This window comes from Butyricimonas sp., from assembly GCF_019423355.1.
GTDB lineage: Bacteria > Bacteroidota > Bacteroidia > Bacteroidales > Marinifilaceae > Butyricimonas > Butyricimonas faecihominis.
In genome coordinates this window covers 1-26,457 of sequence record NZ_JAHZBP010000018.1, presented here as the reverse complement: position 1 = coordinate 26,457, position 26,457 = coordinate 1, and the positions used below count along the sequence as shown (strand labels likewise).

General features: G+C 42.1%; 21 protein-coding genes. 13 read left to right on the top strand and 8 right to left on the bottom strand.

Features of this window, described 5'->3' with window-relative positions; all coding sequences use genetic code 11:
- Window positions 1-24: 24 nt before the first annotated feature.
- Window positions 25-774: an acyl-[acyl-carrier-protein] thioesterase gene (locus QVC79_RS17575; RefSeq protein WP_270595588.1), complete on the bottom strand. Its 750-nt coding sequence runs from the start codon at window positions 772-774 to the stop codon at window positions 25-27.
- 135 nt (window positions 775-909) lie between these two features.
- Complete coding sequence (gene murB / locus QVC79_RS17570; protein WP_168044623.1) at window positions 910-1,923, bottom strand: UDP-N-acetylmuramate dehydrogenase; 1,014 nt, start codon at window positions 1,921-1,923, stop codon at window positions 910-912.
- A gap of 104 nt (window positions 1,924-2,027) precedes the next feature.
- Between murB and QVC79_RS17565 the strand changes: the two genes are divergently transcribed.
- Window positions 2,028-3,392, top strand: a complete 1,365-nt coding sequence (locus QVC79_RS17565) for a methyltransferase RsmF C-terminal domain-like protein (RefSeq protein WP_270595587.1) — start codon at window positions 2,028-2,030, stop codon at window positions 3,390-3,392.
- 121 nt (window positions 3,393-3,513) lie between these two features.
- Here the strand turns inward: QVC79_RS17565 and QVC79_RS17560 are convergent, their stop codons facing one another.
- Together QVC79_RS17560 and QVC79_RS17555 are read right to left on the bottom strand one after the other, a co-directional pair.
- Window positions 3,514-5,478 carry a tetratricopeptide repeat protein gene (locus tag QVC79_RS17560; RefSeq protein WP_229128348.1) on the bottom strand — a complete coding sequence of 655 codons (1,965 nt, stop codon included), beginning with the start codon at window positions 5,476-5,478 and terminating at the stop codon, window positions 3,514-3,516.
- A 381-nt stretch (window positions 5,479-5,859) separates the two neighbouring features.
- Window positions 5,860-7,044 (bottom strand): Kelch repeat-containing protein, encoded by a 1,185-nt coding sequence (locus tag QVC79_RS17555; protein ID WP_270595586.1) that lies wholly within the window; start codon window positions 7,042-7,044, stop codon window positions 5,860-5,862.
- Between the two features lie 232 nt (window positions 7,045-7,276).
- Here QVC79_RS17555 and QVC79_RS17550 point away from each other — a divergent pair, with 232 nt between their 5' ends.
- The 10 genes from QVC79_RS17550 (at window position 7,277) to QVC79_RS17505 (ending at window position 19,946) form a co-directional block, all read left to right on the top strand.
- Complete coding sequence (locus tag QVC79_RS17550; protein ID WP_270595585.1) at window positions 7,277-8,653, top strand: DUF4270 family protein; 1,377 nt, start codon at window positions 7,277-7,279, stop codon at window positions 8,651-8,653.
- A 32-nt stretch (window positions 8,654-8,685) separates the two neighbouring features.
- Complete coding sequence (bamG, locus tag QVC79_RS17545; protein WP_270595584.1) at window positions 8,686-9,945, top strand: BamG family beta-barrel-assembly machinery protein; 1,260 nt, start codon at window positions 8,686-8,688, stop codon at window positions 9,943-9,945.
- Between the two features lie 71 nt (window positions 9,946-10,016).
- Window positions 10,017-11,060, top strand: a complete 1,044-nt coding sequence (locus QVC79_RS17540; RefSeq protein WP_164719711.1) for a TlpA disulfide reductase family protein — start codon at window positions 10,017-10,019, stop codon at window positions 11,058-11,060.
- A gap of 88 nt (window positions 11,061-11,148) precedes the next feature.
- Window positions 11,149-14,124: a serine hydrolase domain-containing protein gene (locus tag QVC79_RS17535; RefSeq protein ID WP_270595583.1), complete on the top strand. Its 2,976-nt coding sequence runs from the start codon at window positions 11,149-11,151 to the stop codon at window positions 14,122-14,124.
- Between the two features lie 269 nt (window positions 14,125-14,393).
- A complete protein-coding gene (locus tag QVC79_RS17530; protein WP_270595582.1) occupies window positions 14,394-15,083 on the top strand; it encodes a succinate dehydrogenase cytochrome b subunit in 690 nt (229 codons plus the stop codon).
- A 92-nt stretch (window positions 15,084-15,175) separates the two neighbouring features.
- Window positions 15,176-17,116, top strand: a complete 1,941-nt coding sequence (locus QVC79_RS17525; RefSeq protein ID WP_124317836.1) for a fumarate reductase/succinate dehydrogenase flavoprotein subunit — start codon at window positions 15,176-15,178, stop codon at window positions 17,114-17,116.
- A gap of 19 nt (window positions 17,117-17,135) precedes the next feature.
- Window positions 17,136-17,897: a succinate dehydrogenase/fumarate reductase iron-sulfur subunit gene (locus QVC79_RS17520; protein WP_027201261.1), complete on the top strand. Its 762-nt coding sequence runs from the start codon at window positions 17,136-17,138 to the stop codon at window positions 17,895-17,897.
- Window positions 17,898-18,021: 124 nt separating this feature from the next.
- Complete coding sequence (locus QVC79_RS17515; RefSeq protein WP_270595581.1) at window positions 18,022-18,513, top strand: RNA polymerase sigma factor; 492 nt, start codon at window positions 18,022-18,024, stop codon at window positions 18,511-18,513.
- 11 nt (window positions 18,514-18,524) lie between these two features.
- Window positions 18,525-19,109 (top strand): hypothetical protein, encoded by a 585-nt coding sequence (locus QVC79_RS17510; protein ID WP_270595580.1) that lies wholly within the window; start codon window positions 18,525-18,527, stop codon window positions 19,107-19,109.
- Window positions 19,110-19,169: 60 nt separating this feature from the next.
- The gene (locus QVC79_RS17505) at window positions 19,170-19,946 is read left to right on the top strand and encodes an alpha/beta fold hydrolase (protein ID WP_270595579.1); all 777 of its coding nucleotides are present in this window, start codon (window positions 19,170-19,172) and stop codon (window positions 19,944-19,946) included.
- A gap of 10 nt (window positions 19,947-19,956) precedes the next feature.
- Here QVC79_RS17505 and QVC79_RS17500 read toward each other — a convergent pair whose 3' ends face one another.
- Window positions 19,957-21,000, bottom strand: a complete 1,044-nt coding sequence (locus QVC79_RS17500; RefSeq protein WP_270595578.1) for a hypothetical protein — start codon at window positions 20,998-21,000, stop codon at window positions 19,957-19,959.
- A 129-nt stretch (window positions 21,001-21,129) separates the two neighbouring features.
- On the opposite strand from QVC79_RS17500, the gene QVC79_RS17495 reads away from it, so the two are divergent.
- Together QVC79_RS17495 and QVC79_RS17490 are read left to right on the top strand one after the other, a co-directional pair.
- Window positions 21,130-22,101 carry a type I phosphomannose isomerase catalytic subunit gene (locus tag QVC79_RS17495; protein WP_270595577.1) on the top strand — a complete coding sequence of 324 codons (972 nt, stop codon included), beginning with the start codon at window positions 21,130-21,132 and terminating at the stop codon, window positions 22,099-22,101.
- A gap of 100 nt (window positions 22,102-22,201) precedes the next feature.
- The gene (locus tag QVC79_RS17490; protein ID WP_270595576.1) at window positions 22,202-23,332 is read left to right on the top strand and encodes an AAA family ATPase; all 1,131 of its coding nucleotides are present in this window, start codon (window positions 22,202-22,204) and stop codon (window positions 23,330-23,332) included.
- 139 nt (window positions 23,333-23,471) lie between these two features.
- On the opposite strand, the gene kdsA is transcribed toward QVC79_RS17490, so the two are convergent.
- The 3 genes from kdsA to QVC79_RS17475 form a co-directional block, all read right to left on the bottom strand.
- Entirely contained in the window at window positions 23,472-24,275 is an 804-nt protein-coding gene (gene kdsA, locus QVC79_RS17485) for a 3-deoxy-8-phosphooctulonate synthase (protein WP_270595575.1), read from the bottom strand.
- Between the two features lie 29 nt (window positions 24,276-24,304).
- Window positions 24,305-25,576, bottom strand: a complete 1,272-nt coding sequence (locus tag QVC79_RS17480) for a replication-associated recombination protein A (RefSeq protein WP_118305819.1) — start codon at window positions 25,574-25,576, stop codon at window positions 24,305-24,307.
- A 129-nt stretch (window positions 25,577-25,705) separates the two neighbouring features.
- Entirely contained in the window at window positions 25,706-26,014 is a 309-nt protein-coding gene (locus tag QVC79_RS17475) for a DUF3276 family protein (RefSeq protein ID WP_027201254.1), read from the bottom strand.
- Between the last annotated feature and the right edge of the window lie 443 nt (window positions 26,015-26,457).

Below are 26,457 nucleotides of genomic sequence, written 5' to 3'. Positions count from 1 at the left end.
AACAGTAAAAGATACACCCAATTCTTACCGTTTTTTCCAGTAACTAACAGCAAAACAATGCGTTTTATCCAAACTTTCATTTCTCACTTGGTGATATACTTTCACACGATTTTCTTCCTCCTCAACATGACATCCGGCACACACAACACTATCCGGCAACACTTCATGTTCGTAAATAATTTCCAACTCCGTGATCTCGTGGTCCTTCAAGAACTCGTAAGACAAAGAATTAGTAACCCAGCGCACATACGTGGCTTGAGTGACGTGCTTGTTGAAATCGATATTATCGTATGTTGCCGTGAAACGACGGGTGCTTTCGAAGTCTATCGGCATTTTTTTCGTATCCAACTCGAAAGGAATTTCCCGAATACCATCCACGCAGAAAACGGCGGTCTCCGTCACGCAAGCCGGCAAACGCACGGGACGGCGACGATTTACATCTATCACCATCCACTCTGAAGTAGCCCGCAATAAAACCTCTTCTCCTGCCACCATTCTAAAATCACGAATCGCGAATAAACGATCAATACCCGACGGCCATGTTTCCAACGTCACGTTCTCCCCCTGTTCCGGCATCCGGTTAATCAAAATATGTAATTTGTGCAGCATCCATGTCAATCCTTGCTCGTTCAACGTGGGCACGTCTATTTTCAATGCGTAAGTCTGTACGTTCGCCACGTCATTAAACAGATCGCACAAGGACTTCATGATCAACCGTCCTTCCAAATCCGTATAATGCCCCCGAATATCTATCTCTTCCGAATATTTTACCATCCCGTTCTAATTTTAGATCCTATCGATTGAGTGATTTAATGATTTGCGATTACGTGATTTCCACCCACAACCTCACCCCTCCTTTTTAATCTCCTAATCATTGAATCGTCAATCACAGAATTTTTAATATCACTTTTATATCACGTTTACTTCCGGTTCCAACCATACTCCAAACTGAAGGAACACGGATTTCTTTATCTCGTTAGCCAAATGTGCAATTTCTATGCCAGTTGCCCCACCCGTGTTCACTAACACCAGCGCTTGTTTGTCGTGTACCCCGGCATTGCCGACAACTTTTCCCTTCCATCCGGCAGTTTCGATTAACCACCCGGCAGCCAATTTCACATGCCCTTCATCCACGGTATAAATCGGCAGCGCGGGATACTTTTCCAGCAAGGCATCCGCAACGGCACGTTCAACCATCGGGTTTTTAAAAAAACTCCCGGCATTAGGTAATACCTTCACGTCCGGCAATTTAGCCTCCCGTATACGAATAATGGCCTGCCGTATCGTTTTTAACGAAAGTTCACCCAAACGGTTGACTTCATCTTTCACGCTCCCGTAATGTAATCTAAACTCGGGATGTTTTGCCAAACGGAAAGTGACATACGTTACTAGAAAACGGTTCTTCCACTCATGTTTAAAAATAGAGTCCCGGTAACTGAAACGACATGTTTCGGCATCAATCGTCACCCTTTCACCCTTCACGATATCCACGGCTTCCACCCGGTCAATACATTCCCCGACTTCCATCCCGTAAGCCCCGATATTCTGCACCGGGGTTGCTCCCACATGGCCGGGAACCAGTGAAAGATTCTCCACCCCTCCGTACCCGTGTTCAACGGCCCACGCCACGAAATCATCCCATACGACACCACTTCCTACCCGGACAAACACGTACTTATCATCTTCCCTCACGATCTCGCACCCTTGCATCACGGGATAAAAGACAACCCCGTCAAAGTTCTCCGTGAACAAGAAGTTACTTCCCCCTCCCAAAAGTAGAATTTCCTCCGGATCTAACTCGTATGATCCCACGAATTCCAATAATTCGCTCTCTTGATCACACTTCACAAAATATTTACAAGTCACGTCTATGCCAAACGTGTTATATTCTTTTAAACTAAAATTTTCGTTAATCTCAATCATTCTATTTCTGTCTATTAATCAACTCCACGATCTCTTTTCTCTCGCAAAGGTAAAATATATCAGGAAATAAATCACTAAATTTGCCCCATTAATCCAAAGTGTCTATGATCTCATTACCGCCAGCATTTACAGAAAGGATGCAGCAGCTCCTTGGGAACGAATCGGAAACCTTTTTCCAAGCGTTAGTTTCGGAGTCCCCCACTTCCATCCGGTTAAACCCGGAGAAAACGGCAAACACCGATCTCCCCTTCTCGGAATTACTTTCCCGACAAGTACCATGGTGCAGTAATGGATACTACTTGAAGGAGCGTCCCTCGTTCACCTCCGACCCGTTACTACACGGGGGAGCTTATTACGTGCAAGAGGCCTCCTCCATGTTTCTGCAAGTCGTTCTTCAGCAGATAACCGGGGATACCCCTCTCCGGGTTCTTGACCTATGCGCAGCTCCGGGTGGCAAATCCACGTTACTGGCAAACAATCTGCCCAAAGATTCATTGCTGGTTTCCAACGAAGTAATTAAATCAAGAGCCTCCATTCTCAAAGAAAATATTATTAAATGGGGACATGATCATATTGTTGTCACCAATAGCGACCCCAATCGTTTCACGGGAATGAAGGGGGCGTTCGACATGATTCTCGTGGATGCACCCTGTTCCGGGGAAGGTATGTTCCGAAAAGACGAGAAAGCCATCACGGAATGGAGCGAGAATAATCTGCGTCTTTGCGAAGAGCGTCAAAAAAGAATACTTTCCGACGTGTGGGATGCTCTCGCCCCCGGGGGCTATCTCGTGTATAGCACGTGTACCTACAACCCCGGAGAAAATGAAGATATATTAAACTGGATTTTAACCACGTTCGATGCGTCATCCGTTGAAATCCGGCATAATTTTACAGCCATCACCCCGTCCCCCTTTCCTCTCCACGGGTATCATTTCTACCCGCACAAAACTAACGGAGAAGGTTTATTCATGGGAGTCATTCAAAAAAATGACGGGACACCCTTTACCATAAAAAAAGAAAAGCGAGCTACCCCGTCCCCCGCAGTCAAACTCCCGGCAGACATCCTCCCCCTCCTGCCGGACATGACAAAATACACACCTTACATCGCAGGAGAAACATTAGGCATCCTTCCCAAACAACACGCCGAATTTATCCAATACCTTTCCTCCAAAGCCGGGGTCATTTATAAAGGATGTGAAATCGGAGAATGTATTAAAGGGAAGACGAAACCCGCCCACGCTCTGGCTCTATACCACAAACTGCAACAAAAGCACGTTACCCGTCAAGAAGTGGACCTCACCGCGGCCCTCCAATTCCTACGCAAAGAAGACATCCGTTTCGAGGCCCCTCAAGGGGAATGGATTCTCATCACCTACAAAGGCATCGGGCTAGGCTGGGTAAAAGAAGTCGGCAACCGGGTAAATAACTACTACCCCAAAGAATGGAGAATTAAAAATTTGATTAAGTGATTTAATGATTTCCGATTAAGAGATTCGATTCATCGGAGACTCTATCATCTTTGATTTAGTGATCCCTTTCTTAATCACTAAATCATCAAATCAATCTGCAATCACCGAATCATCCTTTTATTTACTCTTCCTCCACCGAACAATAGCGCTTGATAATACTATAAGAATCCGTTAATCCAAGCTCCCCGGCCTTACTCAAATCCACGTTAGCAGCACTCCGGTTTCCTTGGTATATATAGAGTAAGCCCCGGTTAAAATAAGCCTCGGCTATATCCTTATCCACTTCCAGCACTTTCGTGTACATATCAATTGCTTTCTGAATCTCACCGCTCTTGGCATACACGTTAGCAATATTAAACATGGCAAAAACGAACTCCGGATCAATCTCCAAACATTTGTTATTCCCCTCCAGCACCAAAGAATAATCCACGTTTCGCTCCACTTTTTTCTCCTCACCCACGACACGGGAAGTCTTCTCTTCTATCGACTCAATGTAATCGTACATCCGGGAACGGGCGCTTGCCAAGTTCATCAAAGCGAACAGATGATTCGGGTCACGCTCCAACACTGCGCGGAAATCCTCGATCGCTTTCGTGTAATCTCCCCGGTTCAAATACAACGACCCGCGCAGCAACAAAGCATCCGTGACATTCTTGTTTTTCCGAATATCCGAAGACAAGCTCTCGATATAATTATCCTCGAATTCCCTCGGGTAATTAAATTTCTTATTTGAAACTGTCAAGGCCGGGTTATAATTATGCTCCTGATTAAACTTCATGATCCGCTTGTCGAAATATTGCACTTTCCCTTTCCGCAAGGTATCCAACGACAGGTATTGTACGATAAACATATCCTGCAATTCGATAATCACGTTCCGGTCTTGCAAACGTCCGTTAATCACGTCTTTCATCCGGTCATCCCGGGAGTTTATATCTATCAATCGCTTGAAATTCTCCGTAGTATCCACCAAAGCATTCTGATCCCCATCCTTCATTCGCCGGTATCGGTCCATGATCTCCTCAGCCTTGTAACGGTCCTTTTCGGCCGCATCGTAATCCCGCATATCCATACTCGTCGCGGCCCTTGCCAGATACGCCTTCACGAAATCCGGGTATATTGATATACTTTGAGAAAAGTCGTTATAAGCCCCCTCGTAATCCTTGATCTCCATCTTTAACAACCCGCGGTTGAAATAAATCAGTATGTTATCCGGGTTCATTTCCAACACTTGGTCAAAATCTTGAATGGCATTATTCACGTCCCCGATTTCCGACCTCAACAAAGCCCGGTTATAATAAGCATACGCGTAAGTGCTATCCACCTTCAAGACGGCAGTGTAATCCTCCAATGCCTCGGGATATTTCTTCATCTCGTACCACGTAATCGCCCGGCTCATAAGAATCCGCTTGTTTTCCGGGTTAATCTTCAAAGCCTTGTTGTAATCCTCTATCGCATCGTGATACTCTTTTGCTTGAAACCTTAAATATCCCCTCAAACCATAAGCATCATCCGAGAACATATTCAATTTGATGGCCATGTTACAATCCGCAATGGCTCCTTCTTGATCTCCCAGTTTCTCCCGCATGATTGCCCGGTTCAAATATGCCGGTAATAAATTTTTATCGATAATCAACGCCTTCGAATAATCCTTCTCCGCCGCCTTGTAATCTCCCATATCAGCCTCGGTAATTGCCCGGTTCGCGTACACGTAAGCCTCTCCCGGATTGATCGCAATCGCCGTGTTATAATCATGCATGGCCTCCTCGTACTGCTTCATATTATGATAGGCAATCCCCCGGTACATATAAGCATGGAAATAGTTCGGGTTCAGCTCAATCGCCTGCGTGTAATCCCGGATAGCTCCCTCGAAATCATCAAGGTTCAACTTTGCCAGTCCCCGGAAAAAATAAGGTTCGGATAAAAAGGGCTTTATCCGTATGATATTATTGAAATTCTCGATCGCACTCACGTAGTCGTCAAACATGATCGCACTCTTCCCCACTCGCAACATATTTGCCGTATTCCATTGTGCCGACACCCCCAATGTCGCCAAACAGAAGAATATAATAACGCCAAATTTCTTCATTCGATAAACATATATTTTCGGGGATAAAGATAATAAAAAAGTTCGCATCTTCATTATATCCCCCTTTTTACCCTCCCAAAAATCTCTCTCCCGCATGATATTATCAACTCCATCACTCTTTTTCCTTCATACCAAAGCTTACCTACTTGTTCTATGTCCCCGTTACCTCCTCATTAATTGTCCGTTCCTATAAAGTCCTACTTCAACGATAGAATAACGAGTACATAACAAAAATATGCAAGAGAATATATTGATTTAATGAACATTACACGAATATAAACTAATATACCTACTAACAATCACGGACACCAATATTCATCTTATAATCATAAAAAAAGGCTACCAAAACTGATAGCCTTATAAATATTCAGAATAACTAAATTAATAGTCATTTCTACGAGTTTCTTTTACATCTGGAATAAATCTCCAAGTATCCGGGTTTAAACTGGTATAAACATCTGCACTACCACCACCAGTAGTATAATATCCATAACCTTTGTAAGTAAATCCTACACCCATAACCAAAGCAGTTGCCATGCTAGACAAATCTTCCATCTGATGCCATTGATCTTTTTTGTGGTTATACTTCCAAACCGTTCTAGAATTTCTTCCCTGACCCGTTGCGATATAACCGTATGGCTCACCGTCATTTCCCGTATTTGAAACAAAAGAAACAGCGTACACACGCGGAATCCGGTCATAATCCTTATCTTGTTTTACTCCCGGTTTATCAGTTAAGGAATTATCCATCTTTGTCCATAGTCCCGTTGCAAAGTCAAACTTTATAACATCCGTAGCATAATTAGAAGTAGCACCAACGCTCTTGGCTCCCAAACATACATATGCAGCATTATTTACAACAAAAGCAGTTCCGCCATAACGAGATTCTCCCGGGAAAGGAATCTCTTCCCATGTTCCGAATTCACCTGCATTCGGATCAAAGCGATAAAAATCTTTAAATACCCTGTTATCTTCGCCGTAACCCGTTCCCACGTAACCGTATTTTCCATCAGAAAACGCAATGGCATCCCGACGACCTTCTACCTCAACACCATTAACAATTATTTTGGAAGACCAACCTCTTTGCCACTGCTTTGTCTTCATGTTAAACCGATAGAAATCATTAAAATATTTACGATCACGGATATTCTCTACGTTATTCGTCGTGCCAAATGAAAAAGCAGGCACATATCCCGTTCCTACATAAGCCCATTCTCCAATCACGAAAGCTACAGCAGAATGACGACCATTACCAAGGTTTTCTCCTTTTCCTGTATTCATTGGTGCCGGAAAGTCAGAATTCTCTCCCGTCACCTTCTTCCAATTTAACCTGCCTTCATCCTCGTCATTAAAATAATACGTATCTGTAAATTCTACACCTTTAGCACCTAATCCTAAACTAACAAAAACAGTTCCGGTTTCTGGATCCGTAAAACATACGGCTGCCTCTCGGGGTGCGCCACCAAACTCTACCGATTTTTCCCAATCCCCCAGATGATCATCGTCATCACAAGAAGCAAAGATTAAGCCTAATACTGCCAGAACCAAAAAATTTAATGTTCTCATACTTATCTATTTACCTAGTTATTTAAATTATTTACTTCATTCTAATTCTCTTCATGCTACAAAAACAGTAGGCAAAACTACACATTTTAAAAACAAATCCAATAAAAAAAAGACGAAATATCTATTGTTTCTCTTTTTTACAATTTATTCAGATAAAATGACCGCAGGTTCTTCCGTATTTTAGAAAATAGTTATACCTTCGCATCTTGATTAAATCAAAACAGATTATAACATGAGAATAGTTTTTCTGGCAGGTCTTTTATTCGCTCTATATTCATGCAACAATGACCTAAACACGATTGGAGATACGATGGTCCCCGCCGAGGGTTACGTGAATATAGAAACTTTTGACATCGAGACATCCACCGTTCGTCTGGATTCATTTCCTACAAGTCTTAATATATTAACTAAAATGTTGGAAAGTAATCAGCTCACTTTAGGGAAAATGACTGATAAAACCACGGGAGTTACAACTGCCACTCCCTATTTCCAGCTTATCGGAAGCGGGAATTCCGGGATTCCGAATTATGATGACAATTACGTTTACGATTCTTTGACCCTTGCCTTTCCATTTAAATATGACGAAACAAAGATTTTGGCAGGAGATACAGCAACTTTACAGACCTACCGGGTCTATCGGCTGAAAAATTTTCCGCCTACGGATTTCGACGATCCCTGTATTTACAGTAATGAAACCCTGCCTCTATATGATCCGGAGACCCCGTTAGCCACGTTGAGCGTCAGGTTGGAAAAACAATTTTTCACACAAAGAGATAAAGAAGCGTATTTCAAGCTAGATGATGCCCTAGGAAGGGAACTTTTCAGCCTCATCCGAAGACAAGATTCAATTCTAGATCAGAGTAATGCATTGGATTTCATGCGTTATTTTGCCGGTTTAACGATCGTTCCGGACAAGGATAATATGGCTTTATTACCAATCGACGGTTCACGCTTGTCTTTAACATGTCATTATCATCTGGATGTAAAGACCGGAACATACTCGTTTCAGCCTTTGGCCGCTTACTCTAGCGGAGGATATTATGCATTCACGAACATCGAACATACACCATCCGATCGGTTTAGTAACGTTTCTTGGTACAATCCTTTACCATATACCCAAGAAAACAAAGCTGTCATTCAAGGTCAGAACGGGTACATGTTAAAGATGAAATTACCCTTCAAATCAGATGTGAATCCCTACCGGACAATCTTAAAGGTAGAAATTGTTTTGGAGCCTCAAATCGATAATTTTGAAGACATTCCGGAGCCTACAACAATTCAGGTATTCACTTTAGATAAATATTCCAGAATCTCTGGAAAATTAACCGATTTATCCGGTAATTCTGTATTCGGGTATCTCGAAACAAACCCGAACTACAAAGAGGACCGAAAATATAGAATAGACATCACGGATTATTATAACAGTATGGTAAGTAACGGGACCGGAGGTATAGATCCGGAACTTAATTTACTAATCGGTTTAGCAGGTAGCCCAGTACAAGTCGGTGTCGATGAAATCAATACATTCGTGGGAGCAAACAACCTCACGTTCCAAAGGCTTATCGTTGACAAGACCCCGGTATTACGAATTTATTACGCGAACTATTAGTAAAAAAATTATTGCCGTTTATAACAATGAGTATGAAAAAAATATTTACAAGCATTGCAATATTACTTTTTACCCTCGGAGCATGGGGACAAAACAATATGGGTACCCCTTATTCCAAATTCGGAGTTGGATTATTACCTGATAACTACGGAGCCTATACTGGAATGGGGGGAGTTTCTGCTGCCATGAGGGATAATTATAATATCAACTTCTTAAACCCGGCATCTTACACGGCATTAGATTCAATGAGGTTCTACTTCCAAATGGGTGTCACAGGAGAGTACGTCGATGTTTCTACTTATAAAGATCATTCAAACTATAAAGTGGCTCAAAATGCCTCGCTAAACATGGCATTCCGGGTATACAAAAAAACATTCGTTTCGCTAGGTTTAATACAGAGATCAGACCGGGGATTCGATTTGATCTATTCCTATCCTTTAATAGAGGATCCTACCATGTTTTATGTACAGCAATTAGAGGGATTGGGTGGATTGAACGAGGCTTATTTAGGAGTGGCTTATCAATTGGGACGATTATCCGTGGGGGTAAATGCCTCTTATGTATTCGGTAAAGTTGAAGACCGTCTAACTCTTGTGATGCAACCTGCCACAAGTGGATACTATCTTAAATCACAAACCTTAACTCGCATCAATAGTAGTTTGTTTACATTAGGCTTTCAAATCCCCTTACCATTAACCAAAAAATCAGAACTAACGCTTGGAGGTAGTTTTAATTTTGGAACATCATTGCATGGAAATAGAACTTTTGTTGCCAATAAAATTAGTAATACAAGCGGTGCCATCATAAATGTTAACAACGAAAGCTGGGACAATGGAGAGGTATTTTTTCCTTTCAGAATGATTGTTGGAGCTTCCTATCAATACAATAAAAAATGGGTATTTGCAGGAGATTACACATTCCAAAGAATGTCAGCTTACGAAGAATTCGGAACGAATCAAGAATTCCAAGATTACCATAAAGCAGCCATTGGAGGATCATTACAACCCAACGAGACCGGACGTTATTGGTGGCAAAGAAATAAATACACGGCCGGAGCCTATTTCACTCGCTCGCAACTCAGATTCAATTATACCGACATAAACACTTATGGCGTAACCGTCGGAACTCAAATGCCTCTTCGCTTGGCTCGCCAAGAGTTGATGTTGGGAGTTGCCGTTGATTTAGGTATGCGCGGAACTCACCGAAATAACCAAATTTTGGAGAAATACGCAAAATTAAGAATAAACATTGCCTTTAAAGAAATCTGGTTCATGAAAGCTAAGATTCATTAAAGACACAATATTTCATATTTAGAAAACTAAAACACATGAGAAAACTTTTATTATCAATCGTTGCAGCAAGTATGACCCTTGCAGCATGTAATGCCCAAAGTGGTTACAAAGTTACCGGAACGGTAGAAGGAATGCCGGACGGTAAGGCTATTATCGCAACTGTTAATGGCAGTAGCCTTGACACTTTAGCAAAAGCTGACGTGAAGAACGGTTCATTTGAATTTACCGGAAACGTAAGTGAACCTACCGGTGCTTATATCATGGTTATCGGTCAAAGAGGAGCTATTCCATTCATGTTAGAAAATGCAAATATTACAGTCAATGCTGGACAGGCAGGATTAACTGTTACTGGTAGCGAAGGTCAAAAAATATATGACCAATTCATGGCTATCAACACGACAACTCAACAAGAGGCCATGAAATTGCAACAAGAATATCAAGCAGCTAATGGAGATCAGGCTAAAATGCAGGCTGTACAAGAAGCATACGCAAAATTAATGACGGATGCTCAAGCTAAAGAAACTGAATTAATCAAAGCTAATCCGGATTCTTATGTTTCAACTTTCGTTATCGTATCCAGCATGGGACAAATGGAATACGAGCAGTTGAAAGAAAGATATAACTTACTGGGTGAAAAAGCAAAAGCTAGCGCACAAGGTAAAGCTATTGCTGCTCAAATCGCTAAATTAGAAAGCACAGCTATTGGCCAAATCGCTCCGAACTTCACGATTACTACCCCAGAAGGAGAATCAATCTCTTTGTATGACATCAAGGGTAAAGTGAAATTAATCGATTTCTGGGCTTCATGGTGTGGTCCTTGCCGCGGTGAAAATCCTCATGTAGTTGAAATCTACAAAGAATACCACCCGAAAGGATTGGAAATCTTCGGTGTATCTTTGGATAACAACAAAGAGGCTTGGGTAAAAGCTATCGCTGATGACGGTCTGGTATGGAAACACGGTTCTGATTTGAAAGGCTGGCAATCAGCTCCTGCACAATTATACAGTGTAAGCGGAATTCCTCACACAGTATTATTGGACGAAAATAACAAAATCATCGCCAAGAACTTGAGAGGTGACGAATTAAAACAAAAGATTGCTGAATTATTGAAATAATTTCCAATCCACCTATAAAAGTGCGGCAATCAATTCATGTTTGCCGCACTTTTATTTAACCAACCTCTAACGCTAAAACTTGTATACCATGCACAAGCTCCTTCCCGTAATCGGACTATTTTGCATGCTCCTTTCCTCTCTCCACGGTCAGGCTCAGTCCTCGTGGGCCGATTCGACGCTAAATACCATGAGCCTGGATGAAAAGATCGGACAACTGATCATGGTTGCAGCCTATAGCAACAAAGACAGCGTGTACGAGAACCACCTAGGAGCAACCATTGAAAAGCATCATATCGGAGGTATCATCTTCTTTCAAGGTAGCCCACTAAGCCAAGCTTTGATGACAAACACCTACCAACAGAGCGCTAAAATTCCCCTCATGATCGGTATGGACGCAGAAAACGGGGTCGGTTGGCGGATCAAACCCGCCATGGAATTTCCCAACCAAACCTTGTTGGGAGCCATTCGAGACACGAATTTGATTTACCGTCTGGGAGCAGCCATCGGACAGCAATGCCGGACAATGGGTATCCACGTGAACTTTGCCCCCGTGGCCGATATAAACGTTAACCCTAAAAACCCGGTTATAGGCATCCGGTCATTCGGGGAAAAGAAAGAAGAGGTTGGCAACCGGACCTTACAATACATGCGAGGTCTGCAATCCCAACACGTGATGGCCGTGGCCAAACACTTCCCGGGACACGGGGACACAGACGTCGATTCCCACTTGGCACTACCCCTGATTCGCCACTCCGCGGCACGTATTGACACGGTTGAATTGTACCCCTTCCGCCAACTTTTCGAGGCTGGGATACCGGGAGTCATGATTGCCCACCTAAACGTACCTTCCTACGATACGGCCAATATCCCGGCTTCTCTATCCAAACAGATCATCACGAATCTACTACGCAAGAAATTACACTTCGATGGTCTTTGTTTCACGGACGCCATGAACATGAAAGGTGTCACCAAAGGAAGAACTCCCGGAGAGGCTGATGTAGAGGCTTTAGCAGCAGGAAACGATATTTTGTTATTCCCGGAAAACGTGGAAGCTTCCGTGAGGAAAATCAAAGCAGCCATCCGAAAAGGCGTTCTCTCGGAAGAAATGATCAACGAAAAATGCCGGAAAGTCCTTAAAGCAAAAGCAGAATTCGTACTCCCGTATGCTACACCCGTGGACACCGCCCGACTGACCGAACGATTGAGTTCCCCATCAGCCAAAGCGTTATTACAAGAAACATACGCCAAAGCGATCACGCTCGTGAAAAATGACGGCCTCCTGCTCCCGTTGACACATTTAGACACGCTACGTGTTGCCTCATTGAATTTTGGAGACCGGAAAGCCCCCGTTTTCGAGAGTACACTAGAGAAATACGCTCCTTGTGCTCACTTTTCTCTATCTCCCGGCGCCTCAAAAGAAAAAGTGGAGAAACTGATTAAAAATCTATCGGAATACAATTGTGTTATCCTGTATAACAGTGCCGCCCGTAACACGGCATCCCGGCAATTCGGGGCAACCATGGAACTTGTCAATATTATCAAGCAACTGAAAGGAAAACACATCGTGTTCTGCCATCCGGCCACACCTTACGGAATAGACCTGTACAGCTACCTTCCCATGGATGCCATTATCGTGAGTTATTCACACGACACTCCCGCACAACAATTTGCCGCCCAAGCCATTTTTGGGGGAATCAACGTGAACGGGAAATTACCCGTGAGCATTAACCACTATTATCCCGCCGGTACCGGGTTATCCACCCCGAAACTGCGATTAGGATATTACCAGCCAGAAAGTTGCGGCATGGATTCACAGACCCTACTTAAAATTGACAGTATATGCCAAGCCGCCATAAAAGTAAAAGCAACTCCCGGCTGTCAGGTTCTCGTGGCAAAAGACGGTTATATTATCTATAACAAAGCCTTTGGTTTCAACACTTATGATAGAAAAAAGAAAAACACGACCGACAACATATACGACATCGCTTCCATCACGAAAATAGCGGCTACTCTTCCGGCTGTCATGATGCTTTATGACCAGCAATATATAACACTCGACTCCCCGATTGTCCGGTACTCATACTCTCTTCGGGAAACCGACAAGCAAGATATTACCGTCAAGGAATTGTTGTTACATTCAGCCGGATTAAGAGCATCTTTTTCTTTCTTCCAGCACGCCATTGACTGGGATAAAATGCAAGGTCGGTTGTTCACGACAAAATACACGAAAACCAATACCCGTAAACTCCGGGATCGACTTTACCTGAATCCCAAATTCACGTACCGGGACAGCACGTTTAATTTCACGGGGGGCGAAGGCTATTTGGTCGTTTCCCCGCATTTCTATATTCACAAGCATTTCCAAGACTCCATTCACGACTTGATTTTAAACTCCAAACTGCTACCCCAGAAAAAATACACGTACAGCGACCTTGGATTCGTACTATTAAAAGACATCGTGGAAGAACAGTCCGCCACACCTTTTGATGTTTATTGCCGGAAACATTTCTTTAAAAGACTGGGAGCCTATAACACGGACTTCAACGCCCATTTTAATCTCGACATGAAAAAAGTGGTTCCCGCCAATAAAGATGATATTTTCAGAAAATCCCAATTACACGGGTACGTGCATGACCCAATAGCAGCACTCATGGGCGGAGTGTCCGGTAATGCCGGTTTGTTTTCCACAGCGGAAGACCTAGCCAAAATCATGAGCGTCTACCTAAATCGCGGGACATACGGGGGTGAACGTCTCATCGATTCTACGACAATCGACCTTTTCACTCAAACACAATTACCTCTCGACCAAAACAGACGGGGTCTCGGATTCGACAAACCGGAAACCTTGCCCAATAAATCAGGCCCGACCTGCAAGGAAGCCCCTTGTTCCAGTTACGGACACACGGGATTCACGGGAACCATTGCGTGGAACGATCCGGACAACCAATTAATCTATATTTTTCTATCCAACCGGATTTACCCCAACGAATTCAACGACAAACTTATCAAGGATAATATCCGTACAAAAATTCAAGAGGTCATTTATAAAGCAATCTTGAAATAGAGTTTATAAAGTAATATTTCAAGTATTCGCATAACCAAAAGACTCCTTGGCACATTTATTGTAAATCATCGTGTACAAGGGGTAAAACGCTGTAAATACTTTATGAACCTTATAAACTTTATAAACCTTAATAACTCATTTCATTACGGAAAAAATTCTGTATATTTAGAATGATTTTAAAATAGATAAACCCGTTTAAAATGACGGAAAAATAGATACTTTTGTGCCGGATAAAGAATTTAAATAGTTATCAATAAATAGACCTAATTATGAGTAATTTCTTAACATCGTCGATCGGGAAAAAGATCATACTGAGTTTATCAGGCCTTTTTCTTATTGCGTTTTTGTGCGTCCACTTAGCACTAAATCTACTTTTGATTGTAGATAATAGTGGAGAGTTATTTAACATCGGGGCCCATTTCATGGCTACGAATCCTATCATTAAAATCGTAGAACCGATTCTTGCCATAGGATTCATTATCCATATCATCTTGGCTTCTATTCTGACTCTTCAAAACAGGGGCGCACGTCCTATCAAGTACGATCTTCGCAGACAATCAGGAAATTGTACGTGGTCATCCAGAAACATGTACATCTTGGGAGGTTTGGTTTTGATCTTCTTGCTAGTTCACCTTTGGAACTTCTGGTGGAAAATCAAGTTTGCCGGGGATCCTCTTTTAACAGAGATCAACGTGGACGGTACTACCATGGAAAACACCTATGCTTTGGTTTCCGGACTATTTAAATCAAGTATCATCTACTGTTTACTCTACATCTTGGGAGGTATCTTCTTAGGATTACACTTGACCCACGGTTTCTGGTCAGCTTTCCAATCCATCGGTTTCTGTAATCAAATTTGGAGAAAAAGACTGGAATGTTTGGCTAAAATCTTCGCTTTCATCATTGCTGCAGGCTTTAGCATCATTCCGCTTTATTTCATGCTTGGACTGGCAAACTAACCATTTTAAATTGTAGATTGTAGATTTTAAATTGCATGAATCAACGATCTAAATTTAAAATTTAAAACTTAAAATTTAAAATTACTAAGGTTATGACAGAATTAAACGCTAAAATACCAGCAGGCCCGCTAGCCCAGAAATGGTCGAATCACAAAGCCCATATCAATGTTGTGAGTCCTGCTAATAAAAGAAAACTTGATGTTATCATCGTAGGTACCGGACTTGCCGGTGGATCGGCTGCTGCTAGTCTTGCTGAACTGGGATACAATGTAACCACGTTCTGCTATCAAGACTCTCCCCGTCGCGCTCACTCTATCGCTGCACAAGGAGGTATCAATGCTGCTAAGAACTACACGAACGATAATGACTCTGTATACAGGCTATTTTATGAAACTATTAAAGGTGGTGACTACCGTGCTCGTGAGGCTAACGTGTACCGTTTGGCTGAAGTAAGTAACGCCATCATCGACCAGTGTGTCGCTCAAGGTGTACCGTTTGCTCGTGATTACGGCGGTCTTTTGGACAACCGTTCTTTCGGTGGAGCATTGGTAAGCCGTACGTTCTACGCTCGCGGTCAGACCGGACAACAGTTGTTGTTAGGATGCTACGGAGCTATGAACCGTCAAATTGAAAAAGGTAAAATCAAATCATACACCCGCCACGAAGTATTAGACATCGTTATCGTGGACGGAAAAGCAAGAGGTGTTATTGCCCGTAACCTAGTTACCGGAAAGATCGAACGTTTCGGGGCTCATGCCGTGGTACTGGCCACCGGAGGGTACGGTAACGTGTTCTTCTTGTCAACCAACGCCATGGGATGTAACGGTAGTGCCGCTTGGCAAGCTTACAAACGCGGTGCCATGTTCGGAAATCCTTGTTTCGTACAGATCCACCCGACTTGTATCCCGGTACACGGAGACCAACAAAGTAAATTGACTTTGATGTCCGAGTCATTACGTAATGACGGACGTGTTTGGGTTCCGAAAAAATTGGAAGATGCCAAGAAATTACAGGCAGGTACGTTACACCCGAACGATATTCCGGACGAAGACCGTGACTTCTACTTGGAGCGTCGTTACCCGGCATTCGGAAACTTGGTTCCGCGTGACGTGGCATCCCGCGCTGCTAAAGAAAGATGCGACGCCGGATTCGGAGTAAACAACACCGGTAAAGCCGTATTCTTGGATTTCAAATACGCTATCGACCGTTTGGGAAGACACGTGATTGAAGAACGTTACGGAAACTTGTTCCAGATGTACGAAAAGATCACTGCTGTTGACCCGTACAACAACCCGATGATGATTTACCCGGCAATCCACTACTCCATGGGTGGTCTTTGGGTTGACTACAACTTGATGACGACCATCCCGGGATTGTACGCTATCGGAGAATGTAACTTCTCTGACCACGGTGCTAACCGTTTGGGTGCATCTGCTTTGATGCAAGGTTTGGCTGACGGATATTTCGTTCTGCCGTACACGATTGGAGATTATCTCGCACACGATATTCAGACCCCGAAAATCAAAACGAACACGCCGGAGTTCGACGCTGCTGAAAAGAACGTTACCGACCACTTGCGTAGATTGTATGACATCAAGGGTACGAAATCACCGGATCACTTCCACAAAATGTTGGGACACATCATGTGGGATTACATCGGAATGGCTCGCGAGGCTGAGGGCTTGAAGAAAGCTATCAAATTAATTGCCGAGTTGAAAGAAGAATTTTACAAGGATTTGCGCGTAACCGGAGAGTTTACCGCCATGAACAACGAGCTTGAAAAAGCCGGACGTGTGGCAGACTTCATCGACATCGCACACCTGATGGCATTGGATGCCTTGAATCGTAACGAATCTTGCGGAGGTCACTTCCGTCTGGAATCAGTTACTGAAGAAGGTGAGGCAAAACGTGATGACGAACACTACCAGTATGTTTCCGTTTGGGAATACAAGGGAGACAACAAAGAGCCTGAATTACACAAGGAGGCCCTTGTATTTGAAAACATTCAGGTAGCTCAACGTTCTTATAAATAATCTTAAATGAAAAATCGTTATGGCAGATAAAATATTAAAAGAACTAACCCTAAAGATCTGGCGTCAAAAAGATGCAAAATCAAAAGGTGGGTTTGAAACTTACAAGATTCATGATATTTCAACCGGTAGCTCATTCCTTGAAATGCTTGACATTCTGAATGAACAACTGGTTAGCGAGAACAAAGAACCGGTGGCTTTCGATCACGACTGTCGCGAGGGGATCTGTGGAACCTGTAGTTTATTCATCGATGGACGTGCCCACGGACCGGATGATGACGTGACCACTTGTCAATTACATATGCGTCGTTTCGAGGATGGCGCAACCATCACCATCGAACCGTGGCGTTGCGGGGCTTTCCCGGTAATTAAAGACTTGATCGTGGACCGTGGTGCTTACGAGAAGATCCTTCAAGCTGGTGGTTACGTTTCAGTAAATACCGGTGGTGTTCCTGACGGAAATGCAATTCCAATCGCGAAACCGGCTGCCGACGAGGCTATGGACGCTGCCGCTTGTATCGGTTGTGGGGCTTGTGCCGCTACTTGTAAGAACTCTTCAGCAATGCTTTTCGTGGCTGCTAAAGTTTCTCAGTTGGCACTTCTTCCGCAAGGAAAGATCGAGGCTGCCCGCCGTGCAAAAGCTATGGTGGCTAAAATGGACGAACTCGGATTCGGTAACTGTACCAATACGGGAGCCTGTGAATCTGAATGTCCGAAGAGCATCTCTATCGAACACATCGCTCGTTTGAACAGAGAGTTCTTGAAAGCTAAATTGAAAGACTAATTTTACTTCATGTAATATGAAAAAGACCGCTTTATTGCGGTCTTTTTTTTATTTTGCAATTTTTCTTAATCTTGCATGTGATTTTACGTTCTCCATTACGACTAATAGGTCAAAAGCAAATAGGATGAAGAAAGACAAAGAACTAGAAAATGAGTTTATTTTACTCATTGAAACATATCAGCGAGTGATATACAAAGTCTGCTATATATACTCAAAAGACAAGGATAACCTTAATGACCTATATCAAGAAAGCGTATTAAACCTATGGCGTAGTTATCCCCGATTCCGTAACGAATGTAAGGTTTCCACTTGGATTTATAAAATCACACTGAATACTTGTGTATCCTTCTATAGACGTTTTTCCAAATCACCTCAATTTGTGCCTCTATCGACAAACATAAATCTAATTACAGAAAACGAAAGTGAATTGTCTGCAATCCAAGAGCTATACAACTTGATCAATTATTTAAATGCCATTGAAAAAGCATTGATACTACTCTATCTTGAAGAAAAGTCATACCAAGAAATTGCCATTATCACGGGATTATCCGTGACAAATGTAGGTACAAAGCTAAACCGGATAAAGGACAAACTAAAAAGATTGTTTAACAACTAATTTGAATCGTGATGGAACTTGAAGAACTAAAACTCAACTGGGAATTACTAAATAAACGCCTAGAGAAAAATGAGATCCTTAATAAAAGGATTATCCATGAAATGCTACAAAAACGGACAATCACGACTTACAATAAACTCTTTCGTGCAGAAATCTTTTGCCTCTCGTTGGGATTAGTTGTAATTCCTGTTTTTCTAATTCTAATACAATTTGTCAAATATCCCCCTTCTATGCCTTGGAGTATAACTATTTTAATCCTTTTAGGAAGTACAGTTATTTGGACAAGCTTTAAGCTCTGGTGGCTAAAAAAGTTCGATTTAGAAAATAACGATATTTTCCAACTATCCCAAATCATATACACATATCGAAATTGGATTCAAAAAGAATGTATCCTTAGTATTCCTATTTTAGTAACCTTACTTACTATTCGTTTTATCACCATTCATGCACAAAATTACCCATGGCTTGCCATCCTAATTATATCAATTGCAGTTTTATCAACAATTTACTTACTTACAATTTATAGACTTTTCTATAAAAAACACTGTAATGATATACAAAAAAGCCTTGATGAGCTAAAAGAATTCAAAGAATAAAAAATTAGCATTATTCCTTCTCTATTTGTAAATTTGTATCACAAATCACACCAAGTCAATATGAAATTATTCTTTCGTACCATTGGGGAGGGGGTTCCTCTAATTATACTTCACGGTCTATGGGGTGCATCTGAAAATTGGCTTCCCATTGCCCATTTACTAGAAGATAAATTCCAAGTCATCTTACCTGATGTCCGTAATCACGGTCAATCACCCCATGACGAGGCCATGAATTACGAGGTAATGAGTAGTGATGTTATTGAACTCGTTGAAGACTTAAAACTCCCCGTACCTCCCCATATCGTGGGGCACTCGATGGGAGGGAAGATCGTGATGGCCTTATTACTGAAAAGACCAGAACTTGTGAATCGAGCCGTGGTCGTGGATATTGCCCCCGTATCCTATTCCCAACGGGACGGGGGAAGTCATAACCGGATTATTGATTTTATGGCGAATTTTGACCTTTCCCAATTACATAGTCGAGAAGAAGTCAAGGAAGCCATTCAACAACATTTCAGAACGGAACGCTCTCAACAATTATTTTTAAAGAACATCAAAAAGACAGCCTCCGGTTTCGAATGGAAAATCAACCACCGGGTAATCAGCAAGCATTTCGACGAGATTAGCGGTTGCCCGTCTTCACTGCCTAACAGCACGTACGACAAAGAAATTCTGTTTATTAAGGGGGAACAATCCAACTTAATCACAGGGAGGGAATGCCTGCAAAAAGAATTTCCGGCTGCCCGCCTCGTCGAACTCCCACAATGTGGTCATTGGATTCATAGCGAACAGCCGGAAAAACTGGCTCAAGCAATTAAAAATTTCCTTATAGAATAATCCCAACCTGTTATCTGCCAAGCAAGCATTTATCCGTAACATACACGACAGCTTGGATACGACTCTCTGCTATCACACTATTAGAGGCAACACCGGGCTCCAACATAACCGCAGTCAAACGAAGTGTATACTCTTTCTTTGAATCAATTTTATTCAATTTATTAATTTTCCCGATAGTACTCTCGTTAAGGGTATATTTACCATTATCATAAGAGAATAATCCACTCTCAAAATACACATCGGCTTCATTACCCTTTGAATACACCTCTATTTTATAATACACGTTTTCACCTTCAAATTTATTCCATTCAATCTCCAGCTGGTTAGGATACCCTGCTTTTATTGATGAAGTAAAATCAATATCTGTTAATCGCATGGATGGAAAATTATCTGCCGTAATAAATTCATCAAATTTCACGTAATCAGAGCCAATACGACAGGAAAAACGTATTCTCCGATCTTCTACCCCGCTAATATCCGCCTCTCCTTTCCAAACATTATTATAATTTTTCAGTTTTACCGACTCATCATCCGATAACAAAGCAAGCACATACCCCGCACGCATACTCCGGTCATTTGAAATCCGGAAACCAAGTTGGGGTTTACTCACATCATCTACAAACTTATTTACCCAGAAAGCGTCGCCTGTCAAGTTTTCAAGGTAAGATGGCTTCGTGATATACTCACGTTCTCCCCATCCATTATTCACCACTAACTTCTTGGACGTACAATTTTCCACGGTCCACGTCTCGGCATTCCCATTCTTCCAATCCACGGCAAGTATATTCTCCCCTTCATCCCGCCACGTTCCTGCCACAGAATCAATCACACCTCGCAAATCAATGCCCTTTATTTCCCCGCTTTTATCAAAACGATTTATTTCCAGCACGTTTTCATCCGAGAATGACGAATAATTTTTACTCGTAGTTCTATTGTAATACCAATCAACACCTGTCATTCGATTGACATCTAACATAAAATCTTTATCATCATCACTACAACTACCCAACCACAAGCTCCCCACGATGAGACTTAACATTCCTAATTTCTTCATTTCACTCCGTTTTTATATCATTAACCGTAATTCTAGCTGCAAAATTAATCCATAAATTATAATCCCCCATTCACAAAATTCCTATCTTTGTTCTTAGTACAATAATTATGCCTAACAAAATAATAAATCATGTTATACCCGTTAAAATTCCATCCAATTCTCAAAAAAAAGATATGGGGAGGTGAAAGACTAGCTTATAAAAGTGAAGAACACGAAGAATCCATTGGTGAAAGTTGGGAAATATCAGCCGTGGAGGACAACATCTCGGTGGTTTCAAACGGCATCCTTGCTGACAACGACTTGCAAGAATTAATCGAAGTGTACATGGGAGACCTCGTCGGGGATCATATCTACGAGAAATTCGGCATTGAATTTCCACTGTTAATTAAATATATTGATGCGAACGACGATCTGTCCATTCAGGTTCACCCGGATGACGAGACGGCAAAAGAGCGTCATAATGCCTACGGTAAAACCGAAATGTGGTATATCGTTGACGCGGAAAAGGATTCCTCCCTCGTGTTGGGATTCAATCACGAAATTGACAAGGCAACCTATCTTCAAGCATTACACCAGAACAAACTCATGGATTTATTGAATGTCCAAAAAGTGAAAAAGGGAGAAAGCTTCTTTATTCCCGCCGGACTGGTACACGCTATCGGGAAAGGATGCCTGATCGCAGAAATTCAACAAACTTCCGACATCACGTACCGGATTTACGACTACAACCGGAAAGATGCTAACGGAAACACACGTGAACTACACACGGATTTAGCCACAGACGTGATCAATTACAGCAATCAACCACAACACCGGGTAAACTATACCCCACAAGATAATCAATCCGCAAAACTCGTGAAATGCCCCTATTTCACCACAAACTTACTCGTATTTGACCGGGATATAGAGAAAGAGTACGTTCACCTTGATTCATTTGTAATCTACATGTGCCTGCAAGGAAAATTCACCATCACAACCGGGGAATGCGAACCGGTATTGGTCAACAAGGGGGAAACCGTTCTTGTACCCGCTTGTTTTAAAAATCTTACGCTATACCCGGATGACATAACGCAAGTTCTAGAGATATACGTGGAAGAATAAGAGTTAAAAGGCACAATATAAGTAATACTTTTATTAGTAATAACATTGTTAGTAATAAAAATATTACTTATCTTTACATTTGAATCATACTCGAAGAATCATGGAGAATAAGCCTTTTATATTTGGAGTTGCAACATCAGGCGACAATTTCACGGACCGAGAGAAAGAAACGTTACGCTTGGTATTAAATTTTCAGCATGGTGTAAATACGGTGCTAATCTCACCTCGCCGCTGGGGGAAGACCTCTTTAGTACAGAAAGCGTGCAGTTTGGCACAATCAGATAAATTAAAAATCGTCTATCTCGACATTTTTTCTTGTCGCAGCGATCGAGATTTTTATGACGCATTCGCTTCCGCTATTCTCAAACAGACATCTTCAAAATTGGATGAATGGCTCGACCACGCTAAATTGTTCCTTTCCCGTATCAGTCCTAAAATTTCGATGGGGACCGATCCTATGACGGATTTTTCCATATCGCTTGAAATAAATCCCAAGAGCAACAATATCGATGAAATCTTGCAGCTCCCTGAAAAAATAGCCCAAAAAAAAGGTTACAATATCGTCGTTTGTATCGACGAATTCCAGCAGATTGCCGAGTTCAAAGATTCTAAAACCTTCCAGAAGCGATTACGCTCGATTTGGCAATTACAAAAGTCGGTATCGTATTGTCTATTCGGTAGCAAGAAGCATTTGATGAATGAACTCTTCGAAAAAAAGAGTCTCCCTTTCTATAAATTCGGGGATGCTATCTATTTGTCAAAAATCGAGACACGGGATTGGATAGACTATATATGTAGGCGTTTCGAAGCTACAGGCAAACGAATTTCAGAAAAGTTAGCCGAAAAAATCTGCCAAATAGTAGATAATCATTCTTCATACGTGCAGCAGTTAGCATGGTTAGTATGGATTCATACGGACAAAATAGCCACGGAACAAGATTTCGAGACAGCATATCAAGATATTATCGACCAAAATACACCGCTATTCGAAAAGCAAACCGAGAGTCTTACAACTTATCAAATGAATTTTTTACGGGCAATCATAGATGGAGTTCATAGTGAGTTTACCACACAAGAGATTTTGCATAAGTACCAACTCGGCTCGTCGGCCAATGTTAGCATCGTAAAACGAGCCTTGGTAAAGAAAGAACTTATAGAAATAGAAAAACGTCAAGTGATTATTCCCGATCCCGTAATGGCCGTATGGTTGAAACGGGAGTTACGAATGTAATACGGGAAAGAAACAAAACGTGGATTACAGGACAAGTACAGGACATTAAACCCACTGAATAATAATCATCTGTAAGGTTCATAAAACTTATAAAGTGGAAATTACCTTATAAACTTTATGAACCTTATAACTTTATAAACTATCTTATCGCTTCTCTAATGCGAACCAGTCTTTCTAACAATCCTTCAATCAAGTCTAGGCGCAACATATTTGCTCCATCCGATTTCGCACAACTAGGATCAGCATGTGTTTCTATAAAAATACCATCGGCACCCACGGCTATTCCGGCTTTGGCAATGGTTTCAATTAACGCCGGTTGTCCCCCGGTTACCCCAGAAGCTTGATTCGGTTGTTGCAAAGAATGCGTCACATCCACAACCACCGGACATTGGCAAGCCTGTTGCATGATACTGATACCACGGTAATCTACGATCAAGTCCTGATACCCGAATGTCGTTCCCCGCTCGGTAACCATAACCTGATTATCTCCGGATTCCCTCACCTTATCCACGGCAAATTTCATGGATTCGGGAGAAAGGAACTGACCTTTCTTGATATTCACAATCTTTCCCGTTTTAGCGGCAGCCACCAGTAAGTCTGTCTGACGACACAAGAAAGCCGGGATCTGTAACACATCCACGTACTCAGCAGCCATTTCCGCATCCTGTTCCGTGTGAATATCCGTCACCACCGGGATACCGAATTCGGCTCTCACCTTAGCTAATATCTTCAATGCCTTCTCATCCCCGATCCCCGTGAAAGAATCCAAACGCGAACGGTTGGCTTTCTTGAATGATCCCTTGAACACGTACGGGATTCCCAAACGATCCGTTACCTTCTTCACGTGTTCTGCAATATTTAAAGCCATCTCCTCCCCCTCAATCACGCAAGGTCCGGCCAACAAAAAAAACATCTCTTGATTAATCAATTCATTATATACCATAACAATTTTAGATTTTAAATCTCTTCACATTATCTATATTTTCTCCACCAAGCCTTCAAACGCTCCAGTATTTTCACTTCCTGTGCATTCTGTTGAGGTTGGTAAAATTTCTTATCTTTCAATTCTTCCGGCAAATACGGCTGTTCCACGAAATTTCCCGGATAATCATGCGGGTACTTGTAATCTTGCCCGTAATTCAAATCTTTCATCAATTTCGTCGGGGCATTACGCAAATGTAACGGCACTGGAGAATTTCCGGTCTGCTTTACGGTAGCAATGGCCGCATCAATAGCCAGGTAAGCAGAATTACTCTTCGGTGAAGTCGCCAGATAAATCACACATTCCGACAAAGGAATCCGGGCTTCCGGCATACCGATTTTATGCACGACTTCAAAGCAAGTATTTGCGATCAAAATTGCATTCGGGTTAGCCAACCCGATATCCTCCGCCGCAGAAATAATCAAACGACGGGCTATAAACTTCGGATCCTCTCCCCCTTGCAACATACGAGCCATCCAGTAAACCGCCGCATTCGGGTCTCCTCCCCGGATGGACTTGATCATAGCTGAAACAATATCGTAATGTTGTTCCCCATCCTTATCATACATCAGCGGGTTCTCATGCAATTCCCGATGTACCGCCTCGTTATCAATGACAATATCCCCCTCTCCCAATCCATTGACCACCAGCTCCAAGATATTCAACAATTTTCGGGCATCACCGCCACTATAAGAGATCATGGCCTCTTTCTCCTTCACCGTGATATTACGCTTGCTCAAGTAATAATCCTTGGCGACGGCACGGTCTATCAGGTCTTCGAGATCCTTTTTCTCTTGAGACTTTAGCACGTACACCTGACAACGGGATAAAAGCGGGGAAATCACCTCGAAGGAAGGATTTTCAGTCGTGGCCCCGATAAGCGTCACGGTACCTTTCTCCACGGCTGCCAGCAAAGAATCCTGCTGGGCCTTCGAGAATCGATGAATTTCATCGATAAACAGGATAGGATTCGGTGTATTAAAAAATCGTTGTCCCTCGGCTTTCTGAATCACTTCGCGTACATCCTTTACCCCGGAACTCACGGCACTCAACACGTAAAACGGACGTTTCAACTGTTCCGCAATAATCATCGCCAACGTCGTTTTCCCCACTCCCGGAGGGCCCCATAAAATAAAGGAAGACACAACTCCCGAATCAATCATCTTCCGTAGCACCTTGCCCGGTCCCACCAGATGTTGCTGCCCGATATAGTCTTCTAAAGACTTCGGCCTCATTCGCTCTGCCAACGGCTTATTCTCCATTTTTCTCTTCTTTCTGTCCACACAAAGATACTTAAAAATTCAGTGGAGAAAAAACATAAAAGGGAGTTCATATAAAAAGCGGGATTCACTTATCGTGCATCCCGCTTCAATATTTTATTACAGTACTATTTACAGGTCAGTATTCTTTTCCGGAAGTTCGCCATTGATTGCAGCTTTTACCACGCCAATAGCCTCTTCTAAGCCCTCGACAAACTTGTCAAAGTCTTCTTTATACAAGAACACTTTATGTTTCTCGTAGCTTGGATTACCGTTATTATCAAATTTTTTCTTGCTCTCGGTGATCGTCAAATAGTAATCATTATTACGGGTCGCCTTCACATCAAAAAAATAAGTTCTTTTCCCTGCTTTCACTGCATTGGAATAGATTTCATCTCTATCATTCGTATCCATTCCGTCGTTTTGTTCGTATCCTTCCATTGTTTCTCAATTTTATTTGACTTTGCACCTCAAATGTAGAAAAAACAAAGTAATAAATAGCCTTTTTTAATCTTTTTTTTTAACGATTCTCGTTTTTACACGGAAAAAACATCGTAAAACACCATATAAAAACGTATTTCCCCTCCTTTTTTTCGCATTTCGAAGCACGAATACCCTTATTATTAAAATTACAGTTCATTAGGTTATCTTTAAAGTATTGCCATCGAGAATCCCGCTCGTTTCCTTGGGAAAGCGAAGTAATATTGGTATATTTGTAGCTGGAAGTTACGAAAAGAGTGTATTTTATTGGAAATGAACGTATGTTAATCGCTCATGATAGTAATAGGTTACGATTTAGTTAGTTATCTACTGCATTATTCTTCTGCGCATTGCGTAACCTTCAAAGAACTCTTCGTATGCAAAAGTAACAATAAAACGGGAGA

What these genes read in the sequence shown, in the direction of transcription:
- QVC79_RS17575 (WP_270595588.1), bottom strand. Translation starts at nt 774, where the DNA reads ATGGTAAAATATTCGGAAGAGATAGATATTCGGGGGCATTATACGGAT.
- murB (WP_168044623.1), bottom strand. Translation starts at nt 1,923, where the DNA reads ATGATTGAGATTAACGAAAATTTTAGTTTAAAAGAATATAACACGTTT.
- QVC79_RS17565 (WP_270595587.1), top strand. Translation starts at nt 2,028, where the DNA reads ATGATCTCATTACCGCCAGCATTTACAGAAAGGATGCAGCAGCTCCTT.
- QVC79_RS17560 (WP_229128348.1), bottom strand. Translation starts at nt 5,478, where the DNA reads ATGAAGAAATTTGGCGTTATTATATTCTTCTGTTTGGCGACATTGGGG.
- QVC79_RS17555 (WP_270595586.1), bottom strand. Translation starts at nt 7,044, where the DNA reads ATGAGAACATTAAATTTTTTGGTTCTGGCAGTATTAGGCTTAATCTTT.
- QVC79_RS17550 (WP_270595585.1), top strand. Translation starts at nt 7,277, where the DNA reads ATGAGAATAGTTTTTCTGGCAGGTCTTTTATTCGCTCTATATTCATGC.
- bamG (WP_270595584.1), top strand. Translation starts at nt 8,686, where the DNA reads ATGAAAAAAATATTTACAAGCATTGCAATATTACTTTTTACCCTCGGA.
- QVC79_RS17540 (WP_164719711.1), top strand. Translation starts at nt 10,017, where the DNA reads ATGACCCTTGCAGCATGTAATGCCCAAAGTGGTTACAAAGTTACCGGA.
- QVC79_RS17535 (WP_270595583.1), top strand. Translation starts at nt 11,149, where the DNA reads ATGCACAAGCTCCTTCCCGTAATCGGACTATTTTGCATGCTCCTTTCC.
- QVC79_RS17530 (WP_270595582.1), top strand. Translation starts at nt 14,394, where the DNA reads ATGAGTAATTTCTTAACATCGTCGATCGGGAAAAAGATCATACTGAGT.
- QVC79_RS17525 (WP_124317836.1), top strand. Translation starts at nt 15,176, where the DNA reads ATGACAGAATTAAACGCTAAAATACCAGCAGGCCCGCTAGCCCAGAAA.
- QVC79_RS17520 (WP_027201261.1), top strand. Translation starts at nt 17,136, where the DNA reads ATGGCAGATAAAATATTAAAAGAACTAACCCTAAAGATCTGGCGTCAA.
- QVC79_RS17515 (WP_270595581.1), top strand. Translation starts at nt 18,022, where the DNA reads ATGAAGAAAGACAAAGAACTAGAAAATGAGTTTATTTTACTCATTGAA.
- QVC79_RS17510 (WP_270595580.1), top strand. Translation starts at nt 18,525, where the DNA reads ATGGAACTTGAAGAACTAAAACTCAACTGGGAATTACTAAATAAACGC.
- QVC79_RS17505 (WP_270595579.1), top strand. Translation starts at nt 19,170, where the DNA reads ATGAAATTATTCTTTCGTACCATTGGGGAGGGGGTTCCTCTAATTATA.
- QVC79_RS17500 (WP_270595578.1), bottom strand. Translation starts at nt 21,000, where the DNA reads ATGAAGAAATTAGGAATGTTAAGTCTCATCGTGGGGAGCTTGTGGTTG.
- QVC79_RS17495 (WP_270595577.1), top strand. Translation starts at nt 21,130, where the DNA reads ATGTTATACCCGTTAAAATTCCATCCAATTCTCAAAAAAAAGATATGG.
- QVC79_RS17490 (WP_270595576.1), top strand. Translation starts at nt 22,202, where the DNA reads ATGGAGAATAAGCCTTTTATATTTGGAGTTGCAACATCAGGCGACAAT.
- kdsA (WP_270595575.1), bottom strand. Translation starts at nt 24,275, where the DNA reads ATGGTATATAATGAATTGATTAATCAAGAGATGTTTTTTTTGTTGGCC.
- QVC79_RS17480 (WP_118305819.1), bottom strand. Translation starts at nt 25,576, where the DNA reads ATGGAGAATAAGCCGTTGGCAGAGCGAATGAGGCCGAAGTCTTTAGAA.
- QVC79_RS17475 (WP_027201254.1), bottom strand. Translation starts at nt 26,014, where the DNA reads ATGGAAGGATACGAACAAAACGACGGAATGGATACGAATGATAGAGAT.